The organism is Herbaspirillum sp. 1173 (genome assembly GCF_031455335.1).
Lineage (GTDB): Bacteria > Pseudomonadota > Gammaproteobacteria > Burkholderiales > Burkholderiaceae_D > Herbaspirillum > Herbaspirillum huttiense.
The window spans coordinates 1,109,050-1,128,973 of the sequence record NZ_JAVDSP010000001.1; the positions used below are offsets into that span (position 1 = coordinate 1,109,050).

25 protein-coding genes and 1 riboswitch are annotated in these 19,924 nt (G+C 64.9%); of the genes, 5 read left to right on the plus strand and 20 right to left on the minus strand.

The window, feature by feature from the left end:
• Positions 1-37: 37 nt before the first annotated feature.
• From J2X56_RS05025 to J2X56_RS05060, 8 genes are all read right to left on the minus strand, one after another.
• On the minus strand, positions 38-790 hold the full coding sequence (locus J2X56_RS05025) for a CbtA family protein (protein WP_121041566.1): 753 nt from the start codon (positions 788-790) through the stop codon (positions 38-40).
• Between the two features lie 10 nt (positions 791-800).
• Complete coding sequence (locus J2X56_RS05030; protein ID WP_121041568.1) at positions 801-1,016, minus strand: CbtB domain-containing protein; 216 nt, start codon at positions 1,014-1,016, stop codon at positions 801-803.
• 139 nt (positions 1,017-1,155) lie between these two features.
• A riboswitch (cobalamin riboswitch) is annotated at positions 1,156-1,386 on the minus strand.
• A gap of 68 nt (positions 1,387-1,454) precedes the next feature.
• Positions 1,455-2,090 carry a hypothetical protein gene (locus J2X56_RS05035; protein WP_310158586.1) on the minus strand — a complete coding sequence of 212 codons (636 nt, stop codon included), beginning with the start codon at positions 2,088-2,090 and terminating at the stop codon, positions 1,455-1,457.
• Between the two features lie 197 nt (positions 2,091-2,287).
• A complete protein-coding gene (locus tag J2X56_RS05040; RefSeq protein ID WP_199725068.1) occupies positions 2,288-2,983 on the minus strand; it encodes a hypothetical protein in 696 nt (231 codons plus the stop codon).
• A 367-nt stretch (positions 2,984-3,350) separates the two neighbouring features.
• Positions 3,351-3,497, minus strand: a complete 147-nt coding sequence (locus tag J2X56_RS05045; protein ID WP_166675071.1) for a hypothetical protein — start codon at positions 3,495-3,497, stop codon at positions 3,351-3,353.
• Between the two features lie 50 nt (positions 3,498-3,547).
• Entirely contained in the window at positions 3,548-3,928 is a 381-nt protein-coding gene (locus tag J2X56_RS05050; protein WP_252695850.1) for a hypothetical protein, read from the minus strand.
• Positions 3,929-4,096: 168 nt separating this feature from the next.
• Complete coding sequence (gene pgm / locus J2X56_RS05055; protein ID WP_121041572.1) at positions 4,097-5,746, minus strand: phosphoglucomutase (alpha-D-glucose-1,6-bisphosphate-dependent); 1,650 nt, start codon at positions 5,744-5,746, stop codon at positions 4,097-4,099.
• A gap of 314 nt (positions 5,747-6,060) precedes the next feature.
• A complete protein-coding gene (locus J2X56_RS05060; protein ID WP_017450312.1) occupies positions 6,061-6,312 on the minus strand; it encodes a GlsB/YeaQ/YmgE family stress response membrane protein in 252 nt (83 codons plus the stop codon).
• A gap of 424 nt (positions 6,313-6,736) precedes the next feature.
• Between J2X56_RS05060 and J2X56_RS05065 the strand changes: the two genes are divergently transcribed.
• From J2X56_RS05065 to J2X56_RS05075, 3 genes are all read left to right on the plus strand, one after another.
• On the plus strand, positions 6,737-7,144 hold the full coding sequence (locus tag J2X56_RS05065) for a hypothetical protein (protein WP_198516508.1): 408 nt from the start codon (positions 6,737-6,739) through the stop codon (positions 7,142-7,144).
• 79 nt (positions 7,145-7,223) lie between these two features.
• Positions 7,224-8,237: a UTP--glucose-1-phosphate uridylyltransferase GalU gene (gene galU, locus J2X56_RS05070; protein WP_121041574.1), complete on the plus strand. Its 1,014-nt coding sequence runs from the start codon at positions 7,224-7,226 to the stop codon at positions 8,235-8,237.
• Positions 8,238-8,571: 334 nt separating this feature from the next.
• On the plus strand, positions 8,572-9,051 hold the full coding sequence (locus J2X56_RS05075; protein ID WP_121041576.1) for a hypothetical protein: 480 nt from the start codon (positions 8,572-8,574) through the stop codon (positions 9,049-9,051).
• 95 nt (positions 9,052-9,146) lie between these two features.
• On the opposite strand, the gene J2X56_RS05080 is transcribed toward J2X56_RS05075, so the two are convergent.
• Together J2X56_RS05080 and J2X56_RS05085 are read right to left on the minus strand one after the other, a co-directional pair.
• Positions 9,147-10,313, minus strand: coding sequence for a branched-chain amino acid ABC transporter substrate-binding protein (locus J2X56_RS05080; protein WP_204726545.1), 1,167 nt, complete (start codon positions 10,311-10,313; stop codon positions 9,147-9,149).
• Positions 10,314-10,399: 86 nt separating this feature from the next.
• Positions 10,400-11,275, minus strand: coding sequence for an MOSC domain-containing protein (locus J2X56_RS05085; protein ID WP_121041580.1), 876 nt, complete (start codon positions 11,273-11,275; stop codon positions 10,400-10,402).
• A 182-nt stretch (positions 11,276-11,457) separates the two neighbouring features.
• Between J2X56_RS05085 and J2X56_RS05090 the strand changes: the two genes are divergently transcribed.
• Positions 11,458-11,913 carry a CopD family protein gene (locus J2X56_RS05090; protein WP_134222644.1) on the plus strand — a complete coding sequence of 152 codons (456 nt, stop codon included), beginning with the start codon at positions 11,458-11,460 and terminating at the stop codon, positions 11,911-11,913.
• A gap of 29 nt (positions 11,914-11,942) precedes the next feature.
• Positions 11,943-12,731, plus strand: coding sequence for a fumarylacetoacetate hydrolase family protein (locus tag J2X56_RS05095; protein ID WP_310158594.1), 789 nt, complete (start codon positions 11,943-11,945; stop codon positions 12,729-12,731).
• A 75-nt stretch (positions 12,732-12,806) separates the two neighbouring features.
• Here J2X56_RS05095 and J2X56_RS05100 read toward each other — a convergent pair whose 3' ends face one another.
• From J2X56_RS05100 to mdcC, 10 genes are all read right to left on the minus strand, one after another.
• Complete coding sequence (locus tag J2X56_RS05100; RefSeq protein WP_034334157.1) at positions 12,807-13,301, minus strand: acyl-CoA thioesterase; 495 nt, start codon at positions 13,299-13,301, stop codon at positions 12,807-12,809.
• A gap of 215 nt (positions 13,302-13,516) precedes the next feature.
• Positions 13,517-14,449 (minus strand): 2-hydroxyacid dehydrogenase, encoded by a 933-nt coding sequence (locus tag J2X56_RS05105; protein WP_121042316.1) that lies wholly within the window; start codon positions 14,447-14,449, stop codon positions 13,517-13,519.
• A gap of 206 nt (positions 14,450-14,655) precedes the next feature.
• Positions 14,656-14,898 carry a hypothetical protein gene (locus J2X56_RS05110; RefSeq protein WP_121041588.1) on the minus strand — a complete coding sequence of 81 codons (243 nt, stop codon included), beginning with the start codon at positions 14,896-14,898 and terminating at the stop codon, positions 14,656-14,658.
• Positions 14,899-14,936: 38 nt separating this feature from the next.
• Positions 14,937-15,185, minus strand: coding sequence for a DUF6139 family protein (locus tag J2X56_RS05115; protein WP_204726548.1), 249 nt, complete (start codon positions 15,183-15,185; stop codon positions 14,937-14,939).
• 213 nt (positions 15,186-15,398) lie between these two features.
• On the minus strand, positions 15,399-16,343 hold the full coding sequence (locus tag J2X56_RS05120; protein WP_310158597.1) for an acyltransferase domain-containing protein: 945 nt from the start codon (positions 16,341-16,343) through the stop codon (positions 15,399-15,401).
• Entirely contained in the window at positions 16,340-17,254 is a 915-nt protein-coding gene (mdcB, locus tag J2X56_RS05125; protein ID WP_121041592.1) for a triphosphoribosyl-dephospho-CoA synthase MdcB, read from the minus strand. Before mdcB ends, J2X56_RS05120 begins: the two co-directional genes overlap by 4 nt.
• Complete coding sequence (mdcG, locus tag J2X56_RS05130; RefSeq protein WP_245201980.1) at positions 17,242-17,964, minus strand: malonate decarboxylase holo-[acyl-carrier-protein] synthase; 723 nt, start codon at positions 17,962-17,964, stop codon at positions 17,242-17,244. The genes mdcB and mdcG overlap by 13 nt, the downstream gene beginning before the upstream one ends.
• 2 nt (positions 17,965-17,966) lie before the next feature.
• Positions 17,967-18,707 carry a biotin-independent malonate decarboxylase subunit gamma gene (gene mdcE / locus J2X56_RS05135; RefSeq protein ID WP_310158601.1) on the minus strand — a complete coding sequence of 247 codons (741 nt, stop codon included), beginning with the start codon at positions 18,705-18,707 and terminating at the stop codon, positions 17,967-17,969.
• A 9-nt stretch (positions 18,708-18,716) separates the two neighbouring features.
• Positions 18,717-19,613, minus strand: coding sequence for a biotin-independent malonate decarboxylase subunit beta (locus J2X56_RS05140; RefSeq protein ID WP_209566763.1), 897 nt, complete (start codon positions 19,611-19,613; stop codon positions 18,717-18,719).
• On the minus strand, positions 19,610-19,924 hold the full coding sequence (gene mdcC, locus J2X56_RS05145) for a malonate decarboxylase acyl carrier protein (RefSeq protein ID WP_121041600.1): 315 nt from the start codon (positions 19,922-19,924) through the stop codon (positions 19,610-19,612). Before mdcC ends, J2X56_RS05140 begins: the two co-directional genes overlap by 4 nt.

Here is a 19,924-nt window from a genome sequence, read left to right on the forward strand (position 1 = left end):
CAGCAACGCCGGACAGGGGCCCGTCAGGGCCGGCCCATCAGCCGAAGCGGCGATAGAAGAAACCGGTCAGCCCGCCCAGCGCCAGCCAGAACACGGCATTGGCCGCCGCCGTGGCGCGGATGAAGGCTTGTGCCAGCTCTTCGGGTGCCACGCTGCCATGCACTTCCGGCTGCGGTGCACCGATGAAATGCGGAACCACCAGGAGCATGACGCCGACCAGCTTCCACGGCCAGCCACGGGTGAAGACGAACAGGCCCAGGCTGGCCGCCGTCATGGCGGCGGTCATCACCCACCAGAGCTGGCGCGCCTGCAGCGGTGCGGCCAGGGTACCGGGGACTTCCGGCGGCAAGCCCAGCGAGGGCGCGACGAAGAACACGCCATAACCGGCCAGGCCCCACAGCAGGCCGCTGCGCCAGCTGATCTGGCGTCCGCTCAGGGCAAAGGCCGCCACCAGCAGCAAGGCGAAACCGACCGCCATGCTGACGTTGGCCAGCACGGTGTAGCCGGTGCGCTCGGCGCCGTCAGCCGGCTCCCAGGCATTGGCGTCATGCGCGTGTTCGTGCTCATGTGCGTTCGCATGCGAGTGCTCGTGCGCAGCCGCCTGGGCGGCGGGTTCGTGGACGTGGTCATCGGCCGCGGGGGCCGCCGATTCGCCGGCCTTTTCATATTCCTCGGCCTTGAGGATGATCTTTTCGACCTGGAATTGCTGCACGCCCGACAGCAGCACGCCCGACAAGGCACCTGCCACCACCACAGCCGACGCCATGCGCCGGAATACGGTCCAGTTCATCGTCCGCTCCTCAGTGGCAGGGGAAACCGGCCGAGTGGCGGCCATCGTGGGCAGCATTGTGCAGCTCGACCTTGGAGGCGAAGCCGGCGCCGTAGATCAGCGCCACGCCCAGCGCGAAGGCCAGCAGCGAGGGCGCGATGCGGTCGCGCCAGACCTGGCTGCCGGAGCGGCTGGAAGAGGAAGAATCAGCGGTGTGACGGGCGTCGAGACCGGAGGGAGTGGACATGCGCTTTCCTTGGCAGGTGGATGAAACGAAGGAAGCCACACGGCGAGCGCCCAAGCACAATCCCGCCGTCGGCTGACGGCACCGGTTCACACCAGCGGGAAATGATGGAAGCTTTCCGCATGATCGCCCTCCGCGATGCATTCAAGAACTTGCCTCGGGCCGGTCTCCGGGCTGGCGAGGGGAAGCCTGGGGCTTCGGGACAGGCGCCTTCCCATGCGCGGGGCACAGTGGCGTAGTGCGTGTCCTTCCTCGCTTACCGTTGCGGGGGCAGCGCCGGCTTTGGCCCGATGCTGTGGCACCGGCCGCACCGGCTTCCCGTTTCAATCCCGGGCGCGGCTGCGCACGGAATACCAGAAGCAATGCTAAGGGGCGAAGTATAAAGGCGGGGGCGGGCTTGGGCAACCTGCATTGTCAGCCTGTACGGGGCTGGCGGCAACTTCAGCGGGGCAAGGCGGGCTGGAGCGGTGGGGAGGATGAGGGGGAAGCACTGGAGGAAGCAGCCGGCAGTTGCGGCAAGGCAGGCGAAGCCGCCAGCTTGTAATACAGGCTCATTTCCGCCCCCATGCGGGTGGGAATGCGCGCCACGTACACCGAGCGCTGGCCGGACCGGGGACCGTGCCCGTGCACTTCCATCAGGCACAGGTAGCGTTCCCCCAGGAAGCCCAGCACGGCAAACGAGGCCTTTTGCGGGCGGGACAGCCGGGGGGCACGCTCCGGTGACAGGCCGATGGCGCGGTCAAGGTAGCCGCGATGGGAATTGACGAACAGATAGTCACGTCCGGGTGGCTTGCCGCTGGCATAACCGATGCGCCACTGGCGATTGTCGCCATCAGGCAGATACAGGCTGTAGGGAGATGCCGGGCCGCTTTCCATCACCTCGACCCGCCCTGCGACCGGATCGATGCTGACCCGGCTGAGGGGAAAATGGTCTACGGCCAGGCAACTGGCCAGCACTTCTTCGGGCGGCGAAGGCGGACCGGGCAGCGCCGCCAGACAGACGAACAGCAGGACCAAGGGCAGGCAGCGCAGCGCGCTCTTCTTCCAGAGAGAGGCATGGGCAAGGAAGCAAATCATTGACAGCTCCTTCAACAGACGGCGGATCAGATCGGCTGCAGCAGAAACACAACCGGCCACCATGGTTGCAGAAGGGCAATGCCATGGATATCAGAAAACTCTCAATGAGCAGGAACAAGTCACTTGCCATGGACGGCGTGCGCCCTGTTGTGCGCCCGGCGACAACACCGAGAGGCCGATGTCGGCTCGCGACGGCCTCAGCGCGGCCCGGCGACCATCTCGGCAAGAAAATCGAGGGCGACGAAGTGCCATTGCGCCGATTCGGCGTCATACAGCGCGATCTGGTTGATTTCCCGGCCCGGTTCAGTGCGGCCCGGGATGCGCTCCATGGCCCGCTCGGCATGCCGGTGGCGCTGCTGCGGGTTCAGTTGTTCCAGCCGGGCCGCTGTCTCCGCATGGGCGTAGAGACCGGCACACTCCCATAGCCGGGCGTGGCATTCGAGATCGGCCAGTCCGATGTCCAGCGGGATGCTGTCGATGCTCGCCGACACCTGGGCCACGCGCGCCGACGACAGCCGCACCGGATCGCCCTGCGCGCGCACGGCGATGCGGCCATCGTGCGCGCCCCATGCCAGATGCAGGCAGTACGGCAAGTGGCCCTGATGACGCGCCACCAGTTCATCGGGGGAAAAGGACGCCACCGGCAGTACCTGGTAATCCTCCACAGCCAGACCCAGCCAGAGCGCATCGAGATGCGCATCAAAGGGAGACAGGTAGAGCACCATGGCCTGCGCACCGGCAGCCGGCCCGGCCTTGACCGGCTCGCACAGCACCCGGGCGGTGCTGCTGCCGCTTGGCTGCAGGCGTACCAGCACATGCAGAGGAAGCGCCGCCAGCACAGTGTGGCGGCGGCCAGCGGGAAAACCCATGGACTGCGGAGGATAGGGATACAAGGTGCCACTCCTGACAAGGACGGCGGAGGTGGCAGTCCTGCTCAATTCATCTGCGGTCTCCGCAAAAAGCAGATGCTTTCACAAATGCAAAGCGGCTTGAACGAGAAAAGTCTCAATCAACGCGAAAGAATGGCGGGGAGAGAGGGCAGACTGCAAAGGAGATGGTGCGGGCCGAAATCAGGGCGGTTCCGGGGCGATATGAAAGAAAAAGACAGCGCGCAGTCGCAATGGCCGCGTAACGGCATGTTGCACGCTCGATCGCTCGCAAGACGTGAACGGAAATGCAAAAACCAAGGTCGCGATGGACGGCTGCAAGCGCAACGAAGAACGGCGCGCCTGCTTCGCAAGCGCGCTCAACGACAGCTACTTACATGCGCAAAGGCTTGTCAGAAGGCCGGGGATTGTCGGGCGGATCTTGCACCGGCACCGGCTCATCATCGGGCAGTGCCGGCGGCGGCAGGTTGGGCTCGTTGACCGGCGGGGTTTCTTGGGGAGTGTGCAGGGAATGGTACAAACAGACCTCCTCGGACAGGGCAATTCGGGTGGCAGATCCGGCAGGCAAGCTCAACCCTGGCCGGCCATCGGGTTCTGATGGGGAATCGGGTCCTGGGGCGGCGTCGGATCGAGCGGCGGGACCTCGACCGGCGGGGTGTCCTGGGGCTTGTGCATGGTGTTCTCCTCTGAGGGTAACGGGGTAGTGTGGTCGCCGGGCCGTGCCGGCAGCATGGGCAGCAAGCCATCATCGGCATTGGCCAGCGGGTCTTCGGTGCCGTCGGGCTCAACGACATGGCCGGGATCGGCCACGATGTGATCCGGCACGGGCGCGCCTGACGGCGCAGGCGGCGTGCCGGGTGGACGCAGCAGTGCGGCTGCCGGGGTTTCCGGTGGTCGCGCGCCCTGCGCTGCAGCGGACTCTGCAGCGAGATCCGGACGAGGCAGGTTCATGGCGGTCCTCCTGACAAGGTGGCAAACAATACCTCATCTTACGAAGCCCCTGCCCTGCCCTCAGCCAGACATCGGCCCATTCGCCTGTAGGAAGGCCGGAAAAAAAACGCCGCCAGCCCCAAGGGGTGGCGGCGTCATCGGCATGCGCAATGCAAGACGTCAGCGCATTCAGCTGGCCTTGAGCGCGCGCGTCACGATTTCTTGCGCTTCGGCGAAGATGCGGTCCAGATGCGCCTGGTCGCGGAAGCTCTCGCCATAGATCTTGTAGATGCTTTCGGTACCGGAAGGACGGGCCGCGAACCAGCCATTGTCGGTGACGATCTTCAGGCCGCCGAAGGGCTTGCCGTTGGCCGGTGCGGTCGTCATCACCTCGCGGATGGTCTCGCCGGCCAGCTCGGTCGACGTCACATCCTGCGGCGACAGTTTGGACAGGCGCGCCTTCTGCTCCGGCGTGGCGGCGGCTTCCTTGCGGCCATTGACAGGCGCACCCAACTGGCGGGTCAGGTCCTGGTAGATCTGACCGGGATCATTGCCGGTGCGGGCGGTCATCTCGGCGGCCAGCAAGGCGGCGGTGATGCCGTCCTTGTCGGTGCTCCAGGGCTGGCCGTCGAAACGCACGAAGGAGGCGCCGGCGCTTTCCTCGCAACCGAAGCCCAGGCTGCCGTCGTACAGGCCATCGACGAACCACTTGAAACCGACCGGCATCTCCAGCAGCTTGCGGCCCAGGTGATCGGCCACGCGATTGATCATCTGGCTCGACACCAGGGTCTTGCCCACGGCCGCGTCAGCACGCCAGGCCGGACGATGGCGGAACAAGTAATACACCGCCACCGACAGGTAGTCGTTGGCCGGCAGGAGGCCGGTGCTTTTGGCGACGATGCCGTGGCGGTCATGGTCGGTGTCGCAGGCCATGGCGACGTCGAAGCGATCCTTCAGGGCGATCAGCTCGCTCATGGCATAGGGCGAGGACGGATCCATGCGGATCTGCGCGTCCCAGTCCAGCGGCACGAAGCGGAAGCTGGCATCGACATCGGTGTTGACCACTTCCAGGTTGAGCTTGTAGCGATCGGCGATGGCCGACCAGTAATGCAGGCCGGCACCGCCCAGCGGATCCACCCCGATCTTGACGTTGGCCGCCGAGATGGCCCCCAGGTCGATGATGTTGGGCAGGTCGCCCACGTAGTTGTCGAGATAGTCGTAGCGGCGCGTGGTCTCGGCCTTCAGGGCCTTCTCGAAGCTGACGCGGCGCACGCCTTCCAGCTTCTGCTCCAGATAGCCATTGGCGCGCTTCTCGATCCAGCTGGTGACGTTGGAATCCGAGGGACCGCCATTGGGCATGTTGTACTTGAAACCGCCATTGTCCGGCGGGTTGTGCGAGGGCGTGACCACGATGCCATCGGCCAGCTTGTCACGATGCACGCGGTTGTGCGTGAGGATGGCGTGCGAGACGGCTGGCGTGGGCGCATAGGGGCTGCCCTCGGCCAGCATGGTCACCACTTCGTTGGCGGCCAGCACTTCCAGTGCGCTGTGCCAGGCCGGTTCCGACAGGGCGTGGGTATCGATGCCCAGGAACAGCGGCCCCTTGAAACCCTGCTCCTTGCGGTAGTCGCAGATGGCCTGCGTGATGGCCAGCACGTGCCATTCGTTGAAGCTGTGCAGATTGGCATTGCCGCGATGGCCGGAGGTACCGAACGCCACACGGTGGCTGGCTTCGGCCACATCAGGACGCAGGCTGTAGTAGTTCGACAGCAGCACCGGCAGGTTCACCAGGGCTGAGGGTGCGGCACGCTTGCCGGCGAGGGGATTGACGCTACTCATAGGTTTGTTCTGGATGAATGGATATCTGAGGAAACGAGGTGGCACGGCCACTTCGCTACTTGATCTTTTTTCAACGTCCCGGACATTGTAACGCCAGGATGGCGCGCTGCAGCATCGATATGAAGATTCTTGCAGAAAGCTTGCCGCGAGGCACTGTTCACGGGGCTTTGCGGGCCACGGCGATGCGGGGATGCTGGTGACGCATGAAGCTTCTTGCCGAAAAGCAAAACGCGTCCGGGCCAAGGCACGGACGCATTCGGTCAGGGCAGAAACACCGGCCGCGCCCCTTCAGGCGTGGCCGCGTGCAGGCCTGGTCAGGCTCGCCGGAAAGCGCGCACGATCACCAGCAGCACGATGGCACCCAGCGTCGCGGTGACGATGGAGGCCAGGATGCCGCCACCCACGGCGATGCCCAGCAGGCCGGCGAGCCAGCCACCGATGACGGCACCGACGATACCGATGAGGATGTCAGCCAGCAGACCGAAGCCGCCACCCTTGACCAGCACACCGGCCAGCCAGCCGGCAACGGCGCCAATGATCAGCCATGCGATGAGTCCGTGTTCCATGATGTTCCCTTTCAATCGTTCTGTCGTTCTTGGGTTGATGTCGGAAACCGTGCAATGCAGGGGCTTCCTCTTGCTTCCACTTCTCTGCAAGCGCTCTGCGCAACAGATGAGGTGATGATAGAAAAGCGCGCGTCGGCAAGGTATCGGACAGCGGCCCATTTCCTTGTAGGACAAGCCCGGCATGTGGCGCTGTTGAGCCGATCAGCGCCAGGCCACGCTGGTTTGCGGCGCGCAAAGCGGTCATGGCCGCGCCTTCCTCTTTTCCTACATCGCAAAAGGCGGCATTCCTATAGAGAGGAAGCGCGAGTTTTTTTACTCTTGCTGCACATAAGCGCAGTGCAGCATCGAACACAGCCTCCATCGCTTGCCGCCGCGCCTGCCCAATACCGCATTCGCCAGCCCGATTTCCAAGAGAGCCGCCATCATGTCCGCCACCGAAACCAGTGCCCGTCCGTCACCCGTTTTTGCCAATGCCTTCGCGCTGAACACCTTCGGCACTGCACCGCAGGCCGCCGAGGGCGCTGATTTCGTCGAACACTATGCCCGCTACGCCCGCGAATCGGCCGAGATGCTGCATCAGATTTCGATGAAGGCACCACAGCTGGCTTCGGTGCTGGACCAACTCAACGAAGGCAGCCTGCCGCAGCGCATCGCGCTGGTCGATGAGCAGGCAGCGGCCGCTGTACCGGCAACGCGCCGTCAGCCGCGCGCTTCCCTGCTGGAGACTGCGGCGCATGCATTGAGCCACGCCTTCCCCGGCGTCGCGCCCCTGTTTCAGGGATGCCGCGCGTTTTTGCAGATGAAGATGATCAAGAACAACAGACAGGCGTGAGGAGGCGCGAGTCGCTAGCAAGCCTGCATTGTGTGCCTTTGGGTGTCACGCCCTTCACTCAACCAAAACTGGACTTACCATGAAAAAAATCACCAAAGCCGTTTTCCCCGTCGCTGGCCTCGGCAGCCGCTTCCTTCCCGCCACCAAGGCACAGCCCAAGGAAATGCTGCCCATCGTCGACAAGCCGCTGATCCAGTACGCCGTTGAAGAAGCGGTGGAAGCGGGCATTACCGAAATGATCTTCATCACCGGCCGCAACAAGCGCGCCATCGAAGACCACTTCGACAAGGCCTATGAGCTGGAATCCGAACTGGAAGCCGCCGGCAAGGTGAAGCTGCTGGAAACCATCCGCAACGTCATTCCCAAGCACATCAACTGCGTCTACGTGCGCCAGGCCGAGCCGCTGGGCCTGGGCCACGCCGTGCTGCTGGCCAAGCCGCTGGTGGGTGACGAGCCCTTCGCCGTGCTGCTGGCTGACGATTTCATGGATGCCGCTCCCGGCCAGAAAAACGTGATGGCACAGATGACCGAACTGTACGAACGTGAAGGCAAGAGCCTGCTGGCCGTGCAGGACGTACCGCGTCCGGAAACCCGCCAGTACGGCATCGTCAGCGGCACCGCACACGGCGAGCGTACCGAGCTGCTGAGCGGCATCGTCGAAAAGCCGTCGCCGGAAGACGCACCGTCGACCCTCGCCGTCGTGGGCCGCTATGTGCTGACCCCGGCCATCTTCGAGCGCCTGGAAAACATCGGCACCGGTGCCGGTGGCGAAATCCAGCTGACCGATGCCATCTCTGCCCTCCTGGAACAGGAACAGATCCTGGCCTATCGCTACGAAGGCCAGCGTTTCGACTGCGGCTCCAAGCTGGGCTACCTGAAGGCAGCCGTCGCCATGGGCTTCAAGCACAAGGAAGTCGGCACCGGCTTCGCCCAGTTCCTGCAGGAATTCACCAGCCAGAACGATCTGGCGCAGGCCGCCCAGCCCAAGGGCCCGGCCACCGTGACCCCACTGAAGACTGCTGCCGGCAACCAGCCTGGCAGCACACCGGTCTCCAGCGATAAGTTGCCAGCCGTCGCCAACAGCATCATGTAAGTCCCCGGTAGAGAGCGTTGTTGATTGCAGTCCGTCCGCAAGGCCGGGCTGCTTTTTTTTGTGGCTTTGCGCTTCGTATAAATTGTTTTGACCTTTGTCACAGAGTTTTAACCTGGACTTGCTAGCATCGCGGCCATGAATCTGGAGAAGTTCATTTCGCCCGGGACAAGTAATTCGCCGCAATACGGCCAGGCGCGTATGCTGTGGTCACCGCACCCCTGAAAACGTTTGCAACATCGAAATACGACGATGAAATCGTTGCCAGGCGGCAGGAATGTTGCGGCAAAGGCGCAAAAAATATATATTGTTTATATCAATTTTCAGAGGAGCGTTCATGGCCACCAGAGTTCAAGCCGCAGCAGCAGCAACCGAAACCAAGAAACCTGTCGCCAAGCCGGCAGCCCCCAAGCCCGCCGCGGTGAAGAAACCAGCCGTCAAGCCCGCCACCCGCGCAGCCGCCAAGCCGGCCGCTGCAGCAGCTGCACCGGCAGCCCCCAAGGCCGAAAAGAAGGTCGAGAAAGTCGCCAAGCCTGAAAAGGCCGACAAGCCGGTCAAGGCCGAGAAGGTAGAAAAAGTCGAGAAAGCCCCCAAGGCCAAGAAGGTCAAGCAAGTGCGCGACAGCTTCACCATGCCCGAGAACGAGTACGCCGTGCTGGCCCAGGTCAAGAAGACCTGCCTGAAGTCCGGTGTCGAGATCAAGAAGAGCGACCTGCTGCGTATCGGCGTGTCGCTGATCAAGAACCTCAAGATCAACGAACTGAAGGACATCCTCGGCAGCCTGACCCCGCTGAAGGTGGGACGTCCCAAGAAATAAGCCCCCCTGCTCTTCGCAAACAGCAATGCCGCCCGGTTCATCCGGGCGGCATTGTTTTTGGCAGCGAGAATTTCCTTCGAATTCTTCGATCGCCCTCAACTCCTGTCCGGATTGCCGATGCTGCGCACGACGCGCCACCGTCCGCCACTGACGCGATACAAGGTAAATACGGGATCGCGCAAGTTGCCTTGGGCATCGAAGGCGATCGTGCCGGAAATCCCCTTGTATCGAATCCGGTGCAGACTGGCCGTGACCTTGGCCGGCTCCACCGAATCGGCCTCGCGCATGGCGGCCGCGATCACGCGCACGGCATCATAGGCAAAGGGCGCATAGAGATAGATCTCGTCCTGATAACGCGCCTTCCAGGCTTGTTCGAAATGGCTCCACTGCGGGCCCTTGTAGGAAGGCAGTCCCGGTTCCACCACGCTCACCCCCTCCCCGGCGGCACCGGCCAGCTTGAGAAAGGTCGGCCCCACCAGTCCGCCGATCCCCACCAGCGGCGCGCGGATCTGCAACCGCCGCAGGTCCTGTACCAGTTGCGCGGCCTGGGCATCGAGTCCGGCGAAGAAGACCACGTCGGGATGGCTGTCGCGGATGCTGCGCAGGACGCTGTTGAAGTCGGAGGTCTTGCTGCTCACCGCATAGCGTCCCGTGACCCTGCCCTGCAAGGCCGTCAGCGACTTGACGAATTCATCGGCGTAAGTGGAGCCAAACACCGTGCTGTCATCGATCACGGCGACGTTGACGCCTTTCAGCTCGCGGACGACATAGTCGGCGGTCAGGCGCGCGCCCTCGCCGTCGTGCGGCACGATGCGGAAGGCACTGGCGTCGCCCTGCTGCGTGTAAGCCGGGGCCGTTACGGCGGGGGCCACGTGCGGAATGCCGGCCGCGGCATAGATGCGTGCGGCGGGGATGCCCACGCCACTGTTCCAGTGACCGACTACGGCGGCCACCTTGCTCTTGACGAAGTAATCGGCGATCAGCTCGCCCGTGCGCGGATCGGCCCGGTCGTCCTGCGGCAGCAGCTTGAACAGCACCGGCTCGCCGGCGATGACGGGCTTGCTGTTGTTGAGGTCGTCCACCGCCAGTTGGGCGGCGCGTTCCAGGCTCACGCCCGTGCTGCCGGACGGGCCGCTCATGGGCGCGGCCAGGCCGATCAGCACGGTACGTGCCTGGGCCCCAGCGCTGCCGCTGGCAAAAAAGCACCCCGCGCCCGCCAGAGCCAGGGTGAGCAGGAGGGATTGTCGCAATGCCTTGATCATCTTGTTCCTTGCTGCAGTACTGCCGGAAATGGCTTGAGATTGGATTGAAGCTGGATCGAGTTTGACGGGGCCACCCGGCGGGACACTCAGAAATTCAGTTCCCACTCGCAGGCCTGGCCGACCTCGATCACGCCGCCCTCCCCGCCGATCACGATGGCGTTCTGGCCGAAGGTGAGACCGCCATTCACCCTGGCATTGGCACGATAGGTGGCCAGCGTGTCCATGGGTTCATTGGGCCACTGCGGATCGCGCTGGCCGCTGCGCTGGTCGATGCCGGGGATCGGACATCTTGCACAAGGCTTCACCAGCTTCAGTTGTACCGGACGGTCTTCACTGCCCAGGCGCACGGTATCGATGAAGTCTTCTTCATAGGCCTCCCAACCGGCGATCACCAGGTTAGGACGGAAGCGATCCATGGGCAAGGCCGGTGCGCCCTTGGCAGCGAGCCGGGCGTTGAGGTCATCCAGCGAGGCCTGGCCGATTACCAGCAGCGGATAGCCATCCGAGAACTGCGTGGTGGCCCGATGCTCGCCGGTCCAGCGGGTACTGCAGGCGCGCTTGACGGCCGGATTGAAACGCACCAGGCGGGCGTCATCCTGCAGGTAGGCGGAGAACCACTCGCGCGCCTGCTCACCCTGGTCGAGCGCTTCAACCCGGCTGTCCCAGACCTTGACGGCGAGCGTGGCACCATCCTGGCCGGCGGCGGCCAGCTGCAGCGCGGGCATGCCGGGCGCACGCAGTACCAGGGCATCGCCCTCGAAAGCGGGCGTGATGCAGGCCATCGCCGGATGCGTGCGCTGGGTCAGGAACTGGCCTTGGCGGTCCACCAGCATCCAGTGGCGGTCCAGCGCCAGGCCCAGCGGACTGATCTCGGCGCGGCTCAGGGAGAGCGCGCCGCAGGATTTGATCGGATAGAAGAAGATGGCACTGAGCGTGGTGCCGCTGAAGCTAGTGTTCGACATGGTGTGACCGTCCCCCCGGATGGCGGCGCAAAGAAGCGCCCGATGAGTGAGTAGTATTGGTGATGAAGTTTCTGCAAGACATTACCACAAGCTGGCGGTTTCGCCCGGCTGACGATACGCCGTGTTCCCACTCATGCGACAATGCGCCACGGATGCATATGAACTTTTCTGACGGGAGCGCCATGCTGTTTGCCAAATTCTTCCATCTGCTGGGCCTGACGATCTGGGTCGGCGGCATGTTCTTCGCCCACATGGCCCTGCGCCCCGCGCTGGGCGTGCTGCATCCGGAGCAGCGGCTGAGCCTGATGGCCGCCGTGCTGGCCAATTTCTTCATCTGGGTCTGGGTCGCCATCGCACTGGTGCTGGGCAGCGGCCTGCACATGATGGCCATGATGGGCGCTGGCGCTGCCAAGTTGCCGCCCTATGTCCACGCCATGACCGGCATCGGTATCGTGATGATGCTGATCTTCGCCCACATCTTCTTCGCCCCCTTCCGCCGACTCAAGCTGGCGGCCGCCCAGCAAGACTGGGACCGCGCCTCGCGCGCACTGCGCCAGGTGCGCATGCTGGTAGGCATCAACCTGTGCCTGGGCCTGCTGACCATCGCCATCGGCGCACTCGGCCCCTTGAGCGTCTGAACACAAGCCTTCATTTTGGGGAGACCGCCGTGCTGACCGATTCACAATGCCAGGAAGCCGCCGACCTGCTGTGGGACTGCTGGGCGCACAACCGCCGCATCCCGCAATTGCCGGCGCATCTGCAGCCGGGGGACCGGCGCCAGGCCTATGACATCCAGCGCCGCCTGGAAGCGCGCAGCTTCGCGCCGCTGGCCGGCTGGAAGAACGCCGCCACCGGTCCCGGCGGACAGCAATTGCTCAAGGTCGATGCACCGCTGGCTGGCCGCCTGCTGGCCGAGCGCATTCACCGCAGCGGTGCCCGCATCACGCTGGGCGACAACCTGATGCGCGTGGCCGAAGTGGAAGTGGCCTTCCGCATGGGCAGCACGCTCGCGCCACGCGATACGCCTTACACGCAGGAAGAAGTGATGGCGGCCGTGGCCGCGGTGCATCCGGCCATCGAGATCCCCGACACCCGGTATGACCTGTTCCGCGAAGTAGGCGCAGCGCAGCTGATCGCCGACAACAGCTGTGGCGACCAGTTCGTGCTGGGCGCACCGGCCAGCATCGACTGGCGCAGCCTGGACCTGGCCGCGCTGGCGACCTCGGCCACCATCGAGGGCGGCGAACGGCGCACCGGAAGTGGCGCCCAGGTGCTGGGCGATCCGCGCGTGGCGCTGACCTGGCTGGCCAATGAATTGCGCGAGTACGGCCTGACACTGGCAGCCGGACAGCTGGTTGCCACCGGCTCCACCATCGTGCCCATGCCGGTGCGGGCAGGACAGACGGTGCTGGCCGAGCTGGGCGTGCTTGGCTCGGTGGTGGTGCATCTGGACTGAGCGCCAGTCCGGCGGGAATCAAAAAAGGGGATGAGCGCTGGCTCATCCCCTTTTTCATTGCGCGATCCGGAAGGCTCAGTTGGCCTTGTCCGTGCCGGGCTTGACTTCCTCGTAGCGGCGCGCCAGTTCCTGGCGCAGCGACTTGCGGATCACGGCGGCGTCAAAGCGGCGCTTTTCTTCCTGCGAGAAGGGTCGCAGCGGCGGCACCGGGATCGGCTTGCGCTGGTCGTCCACGGCCACCATGGTGAAGAAGCAGCTGTTGACGTGGCGCGTTTCCTGGGTGCGGATGTTCTCGGCCACCACCTTGATGCCGATTTCCATGGACGACTTGCCGGTATGGTTGACGCTGGCCAGGAAGGTCACCAGCTCGCCCACGTGGATGGGCTGGCGGAACATCACCTGGTCCACCGACAGGGTCACCACGTACTGGCCGGCGTAGCGGCTGCCGCAGGCATAGGCCACCTGGTCAAGCAGCTTGAGGATGGTTCCCCCGTGCACGTTGCCGGCGAAGTTGGCCATGTCCGGGGTCATCAGGACCGTCATGGTGAGTTGGTGAGATGGCAGATCCATGGTGCGTGGCTCTCTCTGTAGTGTGATGGCGATGGGTTGATCTTCGAATGAAATGACACCGGGGTGCCGTGCGCCGGCACGCTCCCCCGAGCGCGCGCAGGCGACCGGCCGGGACGCTCTCGTGGAGGAAAGCACCCCGGCCGCGGCCGACATTATCGGCCAGCCAGCCCGGCTATGGCAAAAAAACTCGCGTCAGCTGTCGCGCAGCCGCCCGCTCAGGCCCGCACCACCGGCTCGGCTGCTGCGAAATGCTCCTCGCAATTGCGCAGGAACTGGCGCACGGAAGCACTGATGGCTTCCGGCGACCAGCCGGCGATGTGCGGCGTCAGGACCACATTGGGCAGGCCGATCAGGGCGGCCGGCGGCTTGGGCTCGCCTTCGTAGACATCCAGCCCGGCACCGGCCAGGCGGCCGGCCGACAGGGCCGCGGCGAGGGCCTCGGTATCGACGATGCTGCCACGGCCGATGTTGACCAGGTAGCCCTTGGGACCGAGTTCTTCCAGCACGCGTGCATTGATGAGGTGATGGGTCTGGGCGCCGCCGGGCGCTGCCACGATCAGGCAGTCGGCCCAGCCGGCCAGTTGGGCCACGTCCGGAAAGTAGTGGAAATCGACGTCATCACGCTTCTTGCGGTTGCAGTAGGCGATCTCGGCATCGAAGGCAGCGGCGCGGCGGGCGATCTTCTTGCCGATATTGCCCATGCCGACGATGCCCACCCGCTTGCCCGCCAGCTGCGGTTGCAAGGGGATGGTTTCGCGCCAACCGCCGTCGCGGGTGTAGCGGTCCAGCACCGGGATGTTGCGCAGGATGGCCAGCAGCAGGCCCAGCGTATGGTCGGCCACGCAGTCCTCGTTGGTACCGGCACCGGTGGCGATCTCGATGCCATGCGCCTTGGCATGGGCGGCGTCGATGTTTTCAAAACCGGCGCCCAGGGCACACACCAGCTGCAGATGCGGCAAGGCACGCATTTCGTCGGCAGTCAGGCCGGTGGAACCGTTGGTCAGCACCACCGCCACCTTTTTGGCCGGGCCGGCGATCATCGCGTCACGGCGCTGGCGATCCGGCGCGTAAAGGATGTCGTAGTGGGCGGCGATGGTGGCGGTGCTTTCTTCGGAAAGGTGAATCAGGACGAGCAGAGGCGGTTTCATGAGGGGACCTGGCCGGACGGGGGAAAAGGAAGAGGTGAAGGAAAATGCAATCATCGCCATTCTATTGCGAAACAGCAGAGTGAGCAGCCTGCCACTCATCAGCCGCTGCCGTCAGCATGCGAATTCCATGCCATCAGCGTCCAATCAATGCGAAGAAGCCCGATGCGCCAACAGGCGGATCGGGCTTCTTTAGTGGGAAACTGCGGTCAATGCCGCGCTGTCTGCTTCTCCAGCAGCTCATGCGCAGCCTGGCGCGCGCCCTCCTCGGCCGCCTTTTCATCGGCGAAGGTCTGGTCGGGCAGCACGCGCTGCACCGGGAACACCGGGTTGCGGTGCATGGGATTGGTGGAATGGCCGAAGATGGCCACCTGGGCCACCCATTCGTCGCCGCCGATGAGGCGCACGCCAGCGTATTCCACTTCGTAATCGCCTACTTGTTCAGTGGGCATGATGATCTCCTCTGCGGATGGGCCGATAGCCTGGGGTCTCAGGCCGCGCCGTCGCCGCTGCGTTGGTCCAGATGGGTGATGGCGTAGCCTTTCTCGCCGATCTGCATGAAGGCATCTTCCGGATCCAGCGTGAAATGCCGCTTGCCGTCGCGCTCAAAGTCCACGTTTTGCTCATGGAGCTGCCAGTCGGTATTGGTCACCTCTTCCGGCATGGGCTTTTCGTGGGGCAGGACGAGGTAGGAAAACAAACCGTCGCCGTCCGGGCGCTTGTACACATCGACTTTCATCTTGGGGCCTCCTGGTCGGGTTGAACATGGGCACTGCTTCAAGATGCGACTGAGGGTTCGGTCATTGGTTCGCCGCCGCGATGGACTGAACTGCACAAAGCGGGTTGCGCTGTCAGCCGGATCCGACAGGCGCATGGACAATGGAAGAATTCTTCATTTCACGATAGCACCAGCATGGCGCAGAAGCCAGCTGAAGGCGGACCGCGCGCCGATTCAGTCAGTTTGCCGACGCAGCCATGCCAGCGCGCCCGAGAGGCTGCGGAAGTCCGCCAGCGAACGGCAGGCCATCTGCGGATGGCGCTCGCGCAGCATGCGCGACAGTGCCGCGCCAGGCCCCAGTTCCAGCGCGACCGTCACGCCACGCTCAGCCATGGCATCCATGCAGCCGGCCCACTGGATGGACGCGACCAGCTGTCGCACCAGCAGTGTCCGCGCCTGCGCTGCATCGGCAATCGCCTGCCCGGTGACACCCGCCAGCAAGGCCGGACCGGGCGAGCACAGCTGGAGTGCGGCAAGCTCTGCCGCAAACAAGTCCGTGGCCGCCTGCATCAATGGGGTGTGCGAGGCCAGCCCGACGGGCAGGGAGGAAATCCGCGCGCCAGCGGCCGCAAGCTCATCCGCGGCGGCTTGCAGGGCCTTCCCGGTGCCACCGGCGATGAGCGTGTCTTCGCCAGTGACGATGGCGACGTAACCACCATGCCGCGCCAGGCATTCCTGCGCCACGGCAAGCGGCAGTCCACCAATGGCCATCAAGCCTTGTTCCGGTTGCACGCTGGCCGCCTCGGTCATCGCTGCAGCGCGTCGTGCTGCCAGCGCGACGGACTGCGCGGGATCGAGGACCCCGGCGACCGCATAGGCGGCCAGTTCGCCCACGCTGTAACCTGCCACCACCAAAGGCGCACCCGCGAAGGCTGACAACGGCTCCCGCAACGCTTGCCATGCGGCGAGTTGCGCCGCGACGATCAGCGGTTGGGCGTTGCGATTGGCGTACAGCTGCGCAGGATCGTTGAGCACCGTTTCCACCGGCGCTTGCAGATGCGACGACAGATCGCTTTGCGTCAGGAAAGCGCTGGCCACGGGATCCTCGCGCAGCAGATCGAACATGCCCGCATGCTGCGCGCCCTGCCCCGGACACAGGATAGCCAGGCGCAGACTCATAAGTTGCAAACCTCATGGACCAGGCAAGCCGCCGCCAGCAGATCGGCCGCGCCGCCCGGCGACAGGCGGCGGGTGACGAACTCGCGATGGCAGTCCAGCGCACGCGCTTCCCAATCGGCAAGCGCAGTACCGCCCGCCGCCAGGAAGGCCGCACTGCGACTGCGAACCAGGGCAGCGCCCTCGGCCCCGCCGCGATGGTAGACATTGGTATCGCTGAGATGCGCCATCAGCGCAAAGAGCGCATCGATACGGGCTTGATACAGCTCGCGTCCGGCCGCCAGGGTGGCCTGCAATTGCGGCAAGGCCACCTCGAACACTGCCGGGAAGCCCAGCGCGCCCTCCTCTCGCGCCCCGCCCACGGCATGCTCGGCGGCCACGCGCTGGCCATGGCTGTGCTGGCCGCACGGCATCGCTGCCGCGCTATGGCGGGCCAGTGCATCGCCCCACTGGATCAGCAAAGTGGCGCGGAGGGTGGCCGGTTGCAGGGGCATGTGACGGCCCCGCGCATATCCCGTGGCCGCGCACAGCATGCCCAGCGCAAAGATCGCGCCGCGATGCGTGTTGATGCCGCCGGTGGCGCGCAACATGCGCTCTTCGGCGCGAATCGCCAGCGTCTGCAGGGTGCGGAAAGACGCGCCGTCGAGGCCTGCGGCGGCGATCTGGAAAAAGTAATGGCGCAGCGCAAACAGACTGCGCAGGAAAGTCTCGGCCGTCATGTCGGTGTGGCTGCCATTGTCCACGCGCGAGACCAGGCCGGGCTTGGGATAGAGCACAAGTTCCTGGTACAGGCTGCGCACCGCCAGGCGCGCGAGCTGGCGGCAGAACGCCAGGTTCTCGCGGGCGGCGCGGCGCTTCTGCGTATGGTGCAGCGGCGGGGTCAGCGTATCGGGATGCTGCATCAGGCGGCGCATGTCTGCTCCTGCGGCAGGCTGGCGCGCAGTGCGCCCACGCGTTCGAGCGCTACGCTGGCTGGCCGCTTGACCAGCACCTGGCCTTCGGGATGGCTGCCCAGCACCGCGACCTGTCGCCATTCCTTCCACGACACGGCGGCCCCGTCAGGAAACACGATTTCTCCATCCAGCGGCAGGAACATCGCCTGCCAGGCCAGCAGCCTCACGCCTGCTTCCAGCTGGGCCTGGCTGCGCGGCTGGAACAGCAGGTCGATGTCGGAACTGCTGCGCAGATAAACTTGCGCCGTCACCGCCTGCCAGGCCAGAGAACCGAATACAGAGAGAGCAATACCGGCGCGCTCCATGTGCTCCTGCAACTCCGCCAGCCCAGCCTGCCACGCGGCCGGCAGACCGGCCAGACGCGCAGCGACGATGTCGCGCAGCAGGAAAGGCGCGCGGCTTGATGCCACTTCATCGGCCCTCACCCGCAGCGCGATGCGCGGCTTGTTGCCCTGCGCATCGGGCGGCAAGGCGATGCCGACACAGATCTCTTCGTCCTTGGCCTCCACGTCGCGGCGACGCACGATCAGCGGCCAGCGCATGCGCTGCCAGTGCTGTAGCGTGGCCTGCTGGCGTGCATCACTGCCACCGGCCAGCAGGCGCGACCAGCCCGCCTCGCTCAGCCAGAGCAGGTGATGACGCGAGTCGGCCAGAGCGGACGCGGACGGCATACTCATCCGTTCAAGGGCGTATCGTTGGCGACCGCATCGATGACGCGTTGCGCCCACTTGCGCCCGCCCCGTTCGAGCCCCGTGGCCGCACGGGTGTCGGCACTGCGATCCTGGGCCAGCGCAGCGGCCAGCGCCGTGGCGAGATCGCCATTCCAGATCTCGGCAACGCCGCCCATGCGTAAATAATTTTCAGGTCCGGGGGCAAACACCGGATTGCTCTTGGCCAGCTCGGTCAGCCGTTCTTCCGGCACCTTGGTAATGCGGGCCATCGCTGGCAGGCCCATGACGCGAATGGTCGCCTCCGGCAAGGCATAGCAGGCATCGGCGATCAGGCCGCTGGTGATGAAGCCGCCCGACAGCGCCTGGTCATACACCAGGCCGACCACGCGATGGCCCTGACGGCGCGCCAGTTCCACGCATTTGCCCAGATGCGCCATGTAGCTGTTGATGCCCAGCATTTCATCGCGGTGGCGCAAGCGCTGGCCCTGGGTATCGACCAGGATCACGATGGGCCGGCCGGGATGTTCACGCACCGTCTGCAGGATCGCACTGGCCTGGGCCAGCGCAATTTCGATGCCGATGGGCGTATGCCCGGTGGTACCGACCACGGTGACGGTACGGCCATCCACCTGCGCCGTGCCGGAGAGGAAGTGATCCTGCTCGGTGATCGCATGGCCTTGCGGGAACAAGTCCTGCGCCAGTGCGCGCCAGTCGACCTGGGGTTGAGTAACAGTCTGGTTCATGAATTCCTCTCAGGCCTTGGAGACGATGCGCAGGCGCTCGGCCATGGCGGTGAAGGCAGCGGCTTCCAGCATCGGTACCGTTTCCGGTCGGGCCACGCCCAGCTCGGCCCAGATATCCATCGGGTCCTCGGCATGGCCGAAAGTGGCGATGCGACGGCGCAGCATCTCCTGCTCGGCTTCCAGCCCGGACAGCGTGAGCTTCGCATCGCTGACGGCGGACAACGCGGCGATGGCTGCCGTGCGGAAGGCGTCAATGTCATCGCTCACCAGTTGCTGGCAATCGCCGATCAGGTAGCGATGCTTGCCGCCGGTCGTTCGCCAGACCAGGGCACGGTCGCGCGAATCGAATTCCTCGACGCCATTGGCAGTCTCGATCACTTCCGGACCGGACATGGCCAGCCGCCCTTCCTCGGACATGATGACGGTATTGGCACACCGCGCCACGATGCCCATGCCGCCGAAGCAGCCATTGGCTCCACCGACCAGCACGATCACCGGAATGCCGGCGGCACGCGCCTCCAGCACTGCGCGCATCACTTCGGAGACGGCGATGAGCCCCGCATTGGCTTCATGCAGGCGCACGCCGCCGGTTTCCAGCAGCAGGATCACGCCTGCGGCCTGCCTGGCCATGGCGCGCTTGAGCAGCCCCACCAGTTTGGCACCGTGCACCTCGCCCACTGCCCCCCCCATGAATCCGCCTTCCTGCGCGGCGGCCATCACGGCGCTTCCACCCAGCAGGCCTTCGCCGATGATGACGCCATCGTCGAAAGAGACCGGCGCATCGAGCTGGCCCAGATGCGGACTCACCACACGCTGCGCGGGCGGCAGCAGTTCCTTGAAGCTGCCGGCGTCCAGCACCGCCAGGATGCGCTCGCGCGCCGTGGCTTCCAGATAGCTCGCACTCATGCGCCCTCCTCCACCATGGCTTCCACGGCCTGGTCCAGGCGCAGGCTGACCACGGCCGGCGTGGCCCCCATGTCGTTGATGGAGATGCGGGTATCGGCCAGTTGCCAGCGTTGCTGGAAGTCGGTCATCACCGCTTCCCAGATGGTGCCGAAGCCGCGCGCGGCGGTCTTGACCTCGATGGCGCAGGCACCATTGAGGGCCGCATGCTCGATCAGTACCTCCAGGTTGCCCGAGCTGACCACGCCGACCAGTTCAGGCGTGGCCTTGAGGCGGCGCTGGCCGTGCTCGAAGCGAAAAGTCAAAGTTTCCAT

Excerpts from the sequence above, each read along its gene's own strand:
- J2X56_RS05025 (WP_121041566.1), bottom strand. The coding sequence starts at position 790 with ATGAACTGGACCGTATTCCGGCGCATGGCGTCGGCTGTGGTGGTGGCA.
- J2X56_RS05030 (WP_121041568.1), bottom strand. The coding sequence starts at position 1,016 with ATGTCCACTCCCTCCGGTCTCGACGCCCGTCACACCGCTGATTCTTCC.
- J2X56_RS05035 (WP_310158586.1), bottom strand. The coding sequence starts at position 2,090 with ATGATTTGCTTCCTTGCCCATGCCTCTCTCTGGAAGAAGAGCGCGCTG.
- J2X56_RS05050 (WP_252695850.1), bottom strand. The coding sequence starts at position 3,928 with ATGAACCTGCCTCGTCCGGATCTCGCTGCAGAGTCCGCTGCAGCGCAG.
- pgm (WP_121041572.1), bottom strand. The coding sequence starts at position 5,746 with ATGAGTAGCGTCAATCCCCTCGCCGGCAAGCGTGCCGCACCCTCAGCC.
- J2X56_RS05060 (WP_017450312.1), bottom strand. The coding sequence starts at position 6,312 with ATGGAACACGGACTCATCGCATGGCTGATCATTGGCGCCGTTGCCGGC.
- J2X56_RS05065 (WP_198516508.1), top strand. The coding sequence starts at position 6,737 with ATGTCCGCCACCGAAACCAGTGCCCGTCCGTCACCCGTTTTTGCCAAT.
- galU (WP_121041574.1), top strand. The coding sequence starts at position 7,224 with ATGAAAAAAATCACCAAAGCCGTTTTCCCCGTCGCTGGCCTCGGCAGC.
- J2X56_RS05075 (WP_121041576.1), top strand. The coding sequence starts at position 8,572 with ATGGCCACCAGAGTTCAAGCCGCAGCAGCAGCAACCGAAACCAAGAAA.
- J2X56_RS05080 (WP_204726545.1), bottom strand. The coding sequence starts at position 10,313 with ATGATCAAGGCATTGCGACAATCCCTCCTGCTCACCCTGGCTCTGGCG.
- J2X56_RS05085 (WP_121041580.1), bottom strand. The coding sequence starts at position 11,275 with ATGTCGAACACTAGCTTCAGCGGCACCACGCTCAGTGCCATCTTCTTC.
- J2X56_RS05090 (WP_134222644.1), top strand. The coding sequence starts at position 11,458 with ATGCTGTTTGCCAAATTCTTCCATCTGCTGGGCCTGACGATCTGGGTC.
- J2X56_RS05100 (WP_034334157.1), bottom strand. The coding sequence starts at position 13,301 with ATGGATCTGCCATCTCACCAACTCACCATGACGGTCCTGATGACCCCG.
- J2X56_RS05105 (WP_121042316.1), bottom strand. The coding sequence starts at position 14,449 with ATGAAACCGCCTCTGCTCGTCCTGATTCACCTTTCCGAAGAAAGCACC.
- J2X56_RS05110 (WP_121041588.1), bottom strand. The coding sequence starts at position 14,898 with ATGCCCACTGAACAAGTAGGCGATTACGAAGTGGAATACGCTGGCGTG.
- J2X56_RS05115 (WP_204726548.1), bottom strand. The coding sequence starts at position 15,185 with ATGAAAGTCGATGTGTACAAGCGCCCGGACGGCGACGGTTTGTTTTCC.
- J2X56_RS05120 (WP_310158597.1), bottom strand. The coding sequence starts at position 16,343 with ATGAGTCTGCGCCTGGCTATCCTGTGTCCGGGGCAGGGCGCGCAGCAT.
- mdcB (WP_121041592.1), bottom strand. The coding sequence starts at position 17,254 with ATGCGCCGCCTGATGCAGCATCCCGATACGCTGACCCCGCCGCTGCAC.
- mdcG (WP_245201980.1), bottom strand. The coding sequence starts at position 17,964 with ATGCCGTCCGCGTCCGCTCTGGCCGACTCGCGTCATCACCTGCTCTGG.
- mdcE (WP_310158601.1), bottom strand. The coding sequence starts at position 18,707 with ATGAACCAGACTGTTACTCAACCCCAGGTCGACTGGCGCGCACTGGCG.
- J2X56_RS05140 (WP_209566763.1), bottom strand. The coding sequence starts at position 19,613 with ATGAGTGCGAGCTATCTGGAAGCCACGGCGCGCGAGCGCATCCTGGCG.
- mdcC (WP_121041600.1), bottom strand. The coding sequence starts at position 19,924 with ATGGAAACTTTGACTTTTCGCTTCGAGCACGGCCAGCGCCGCCTCAAG.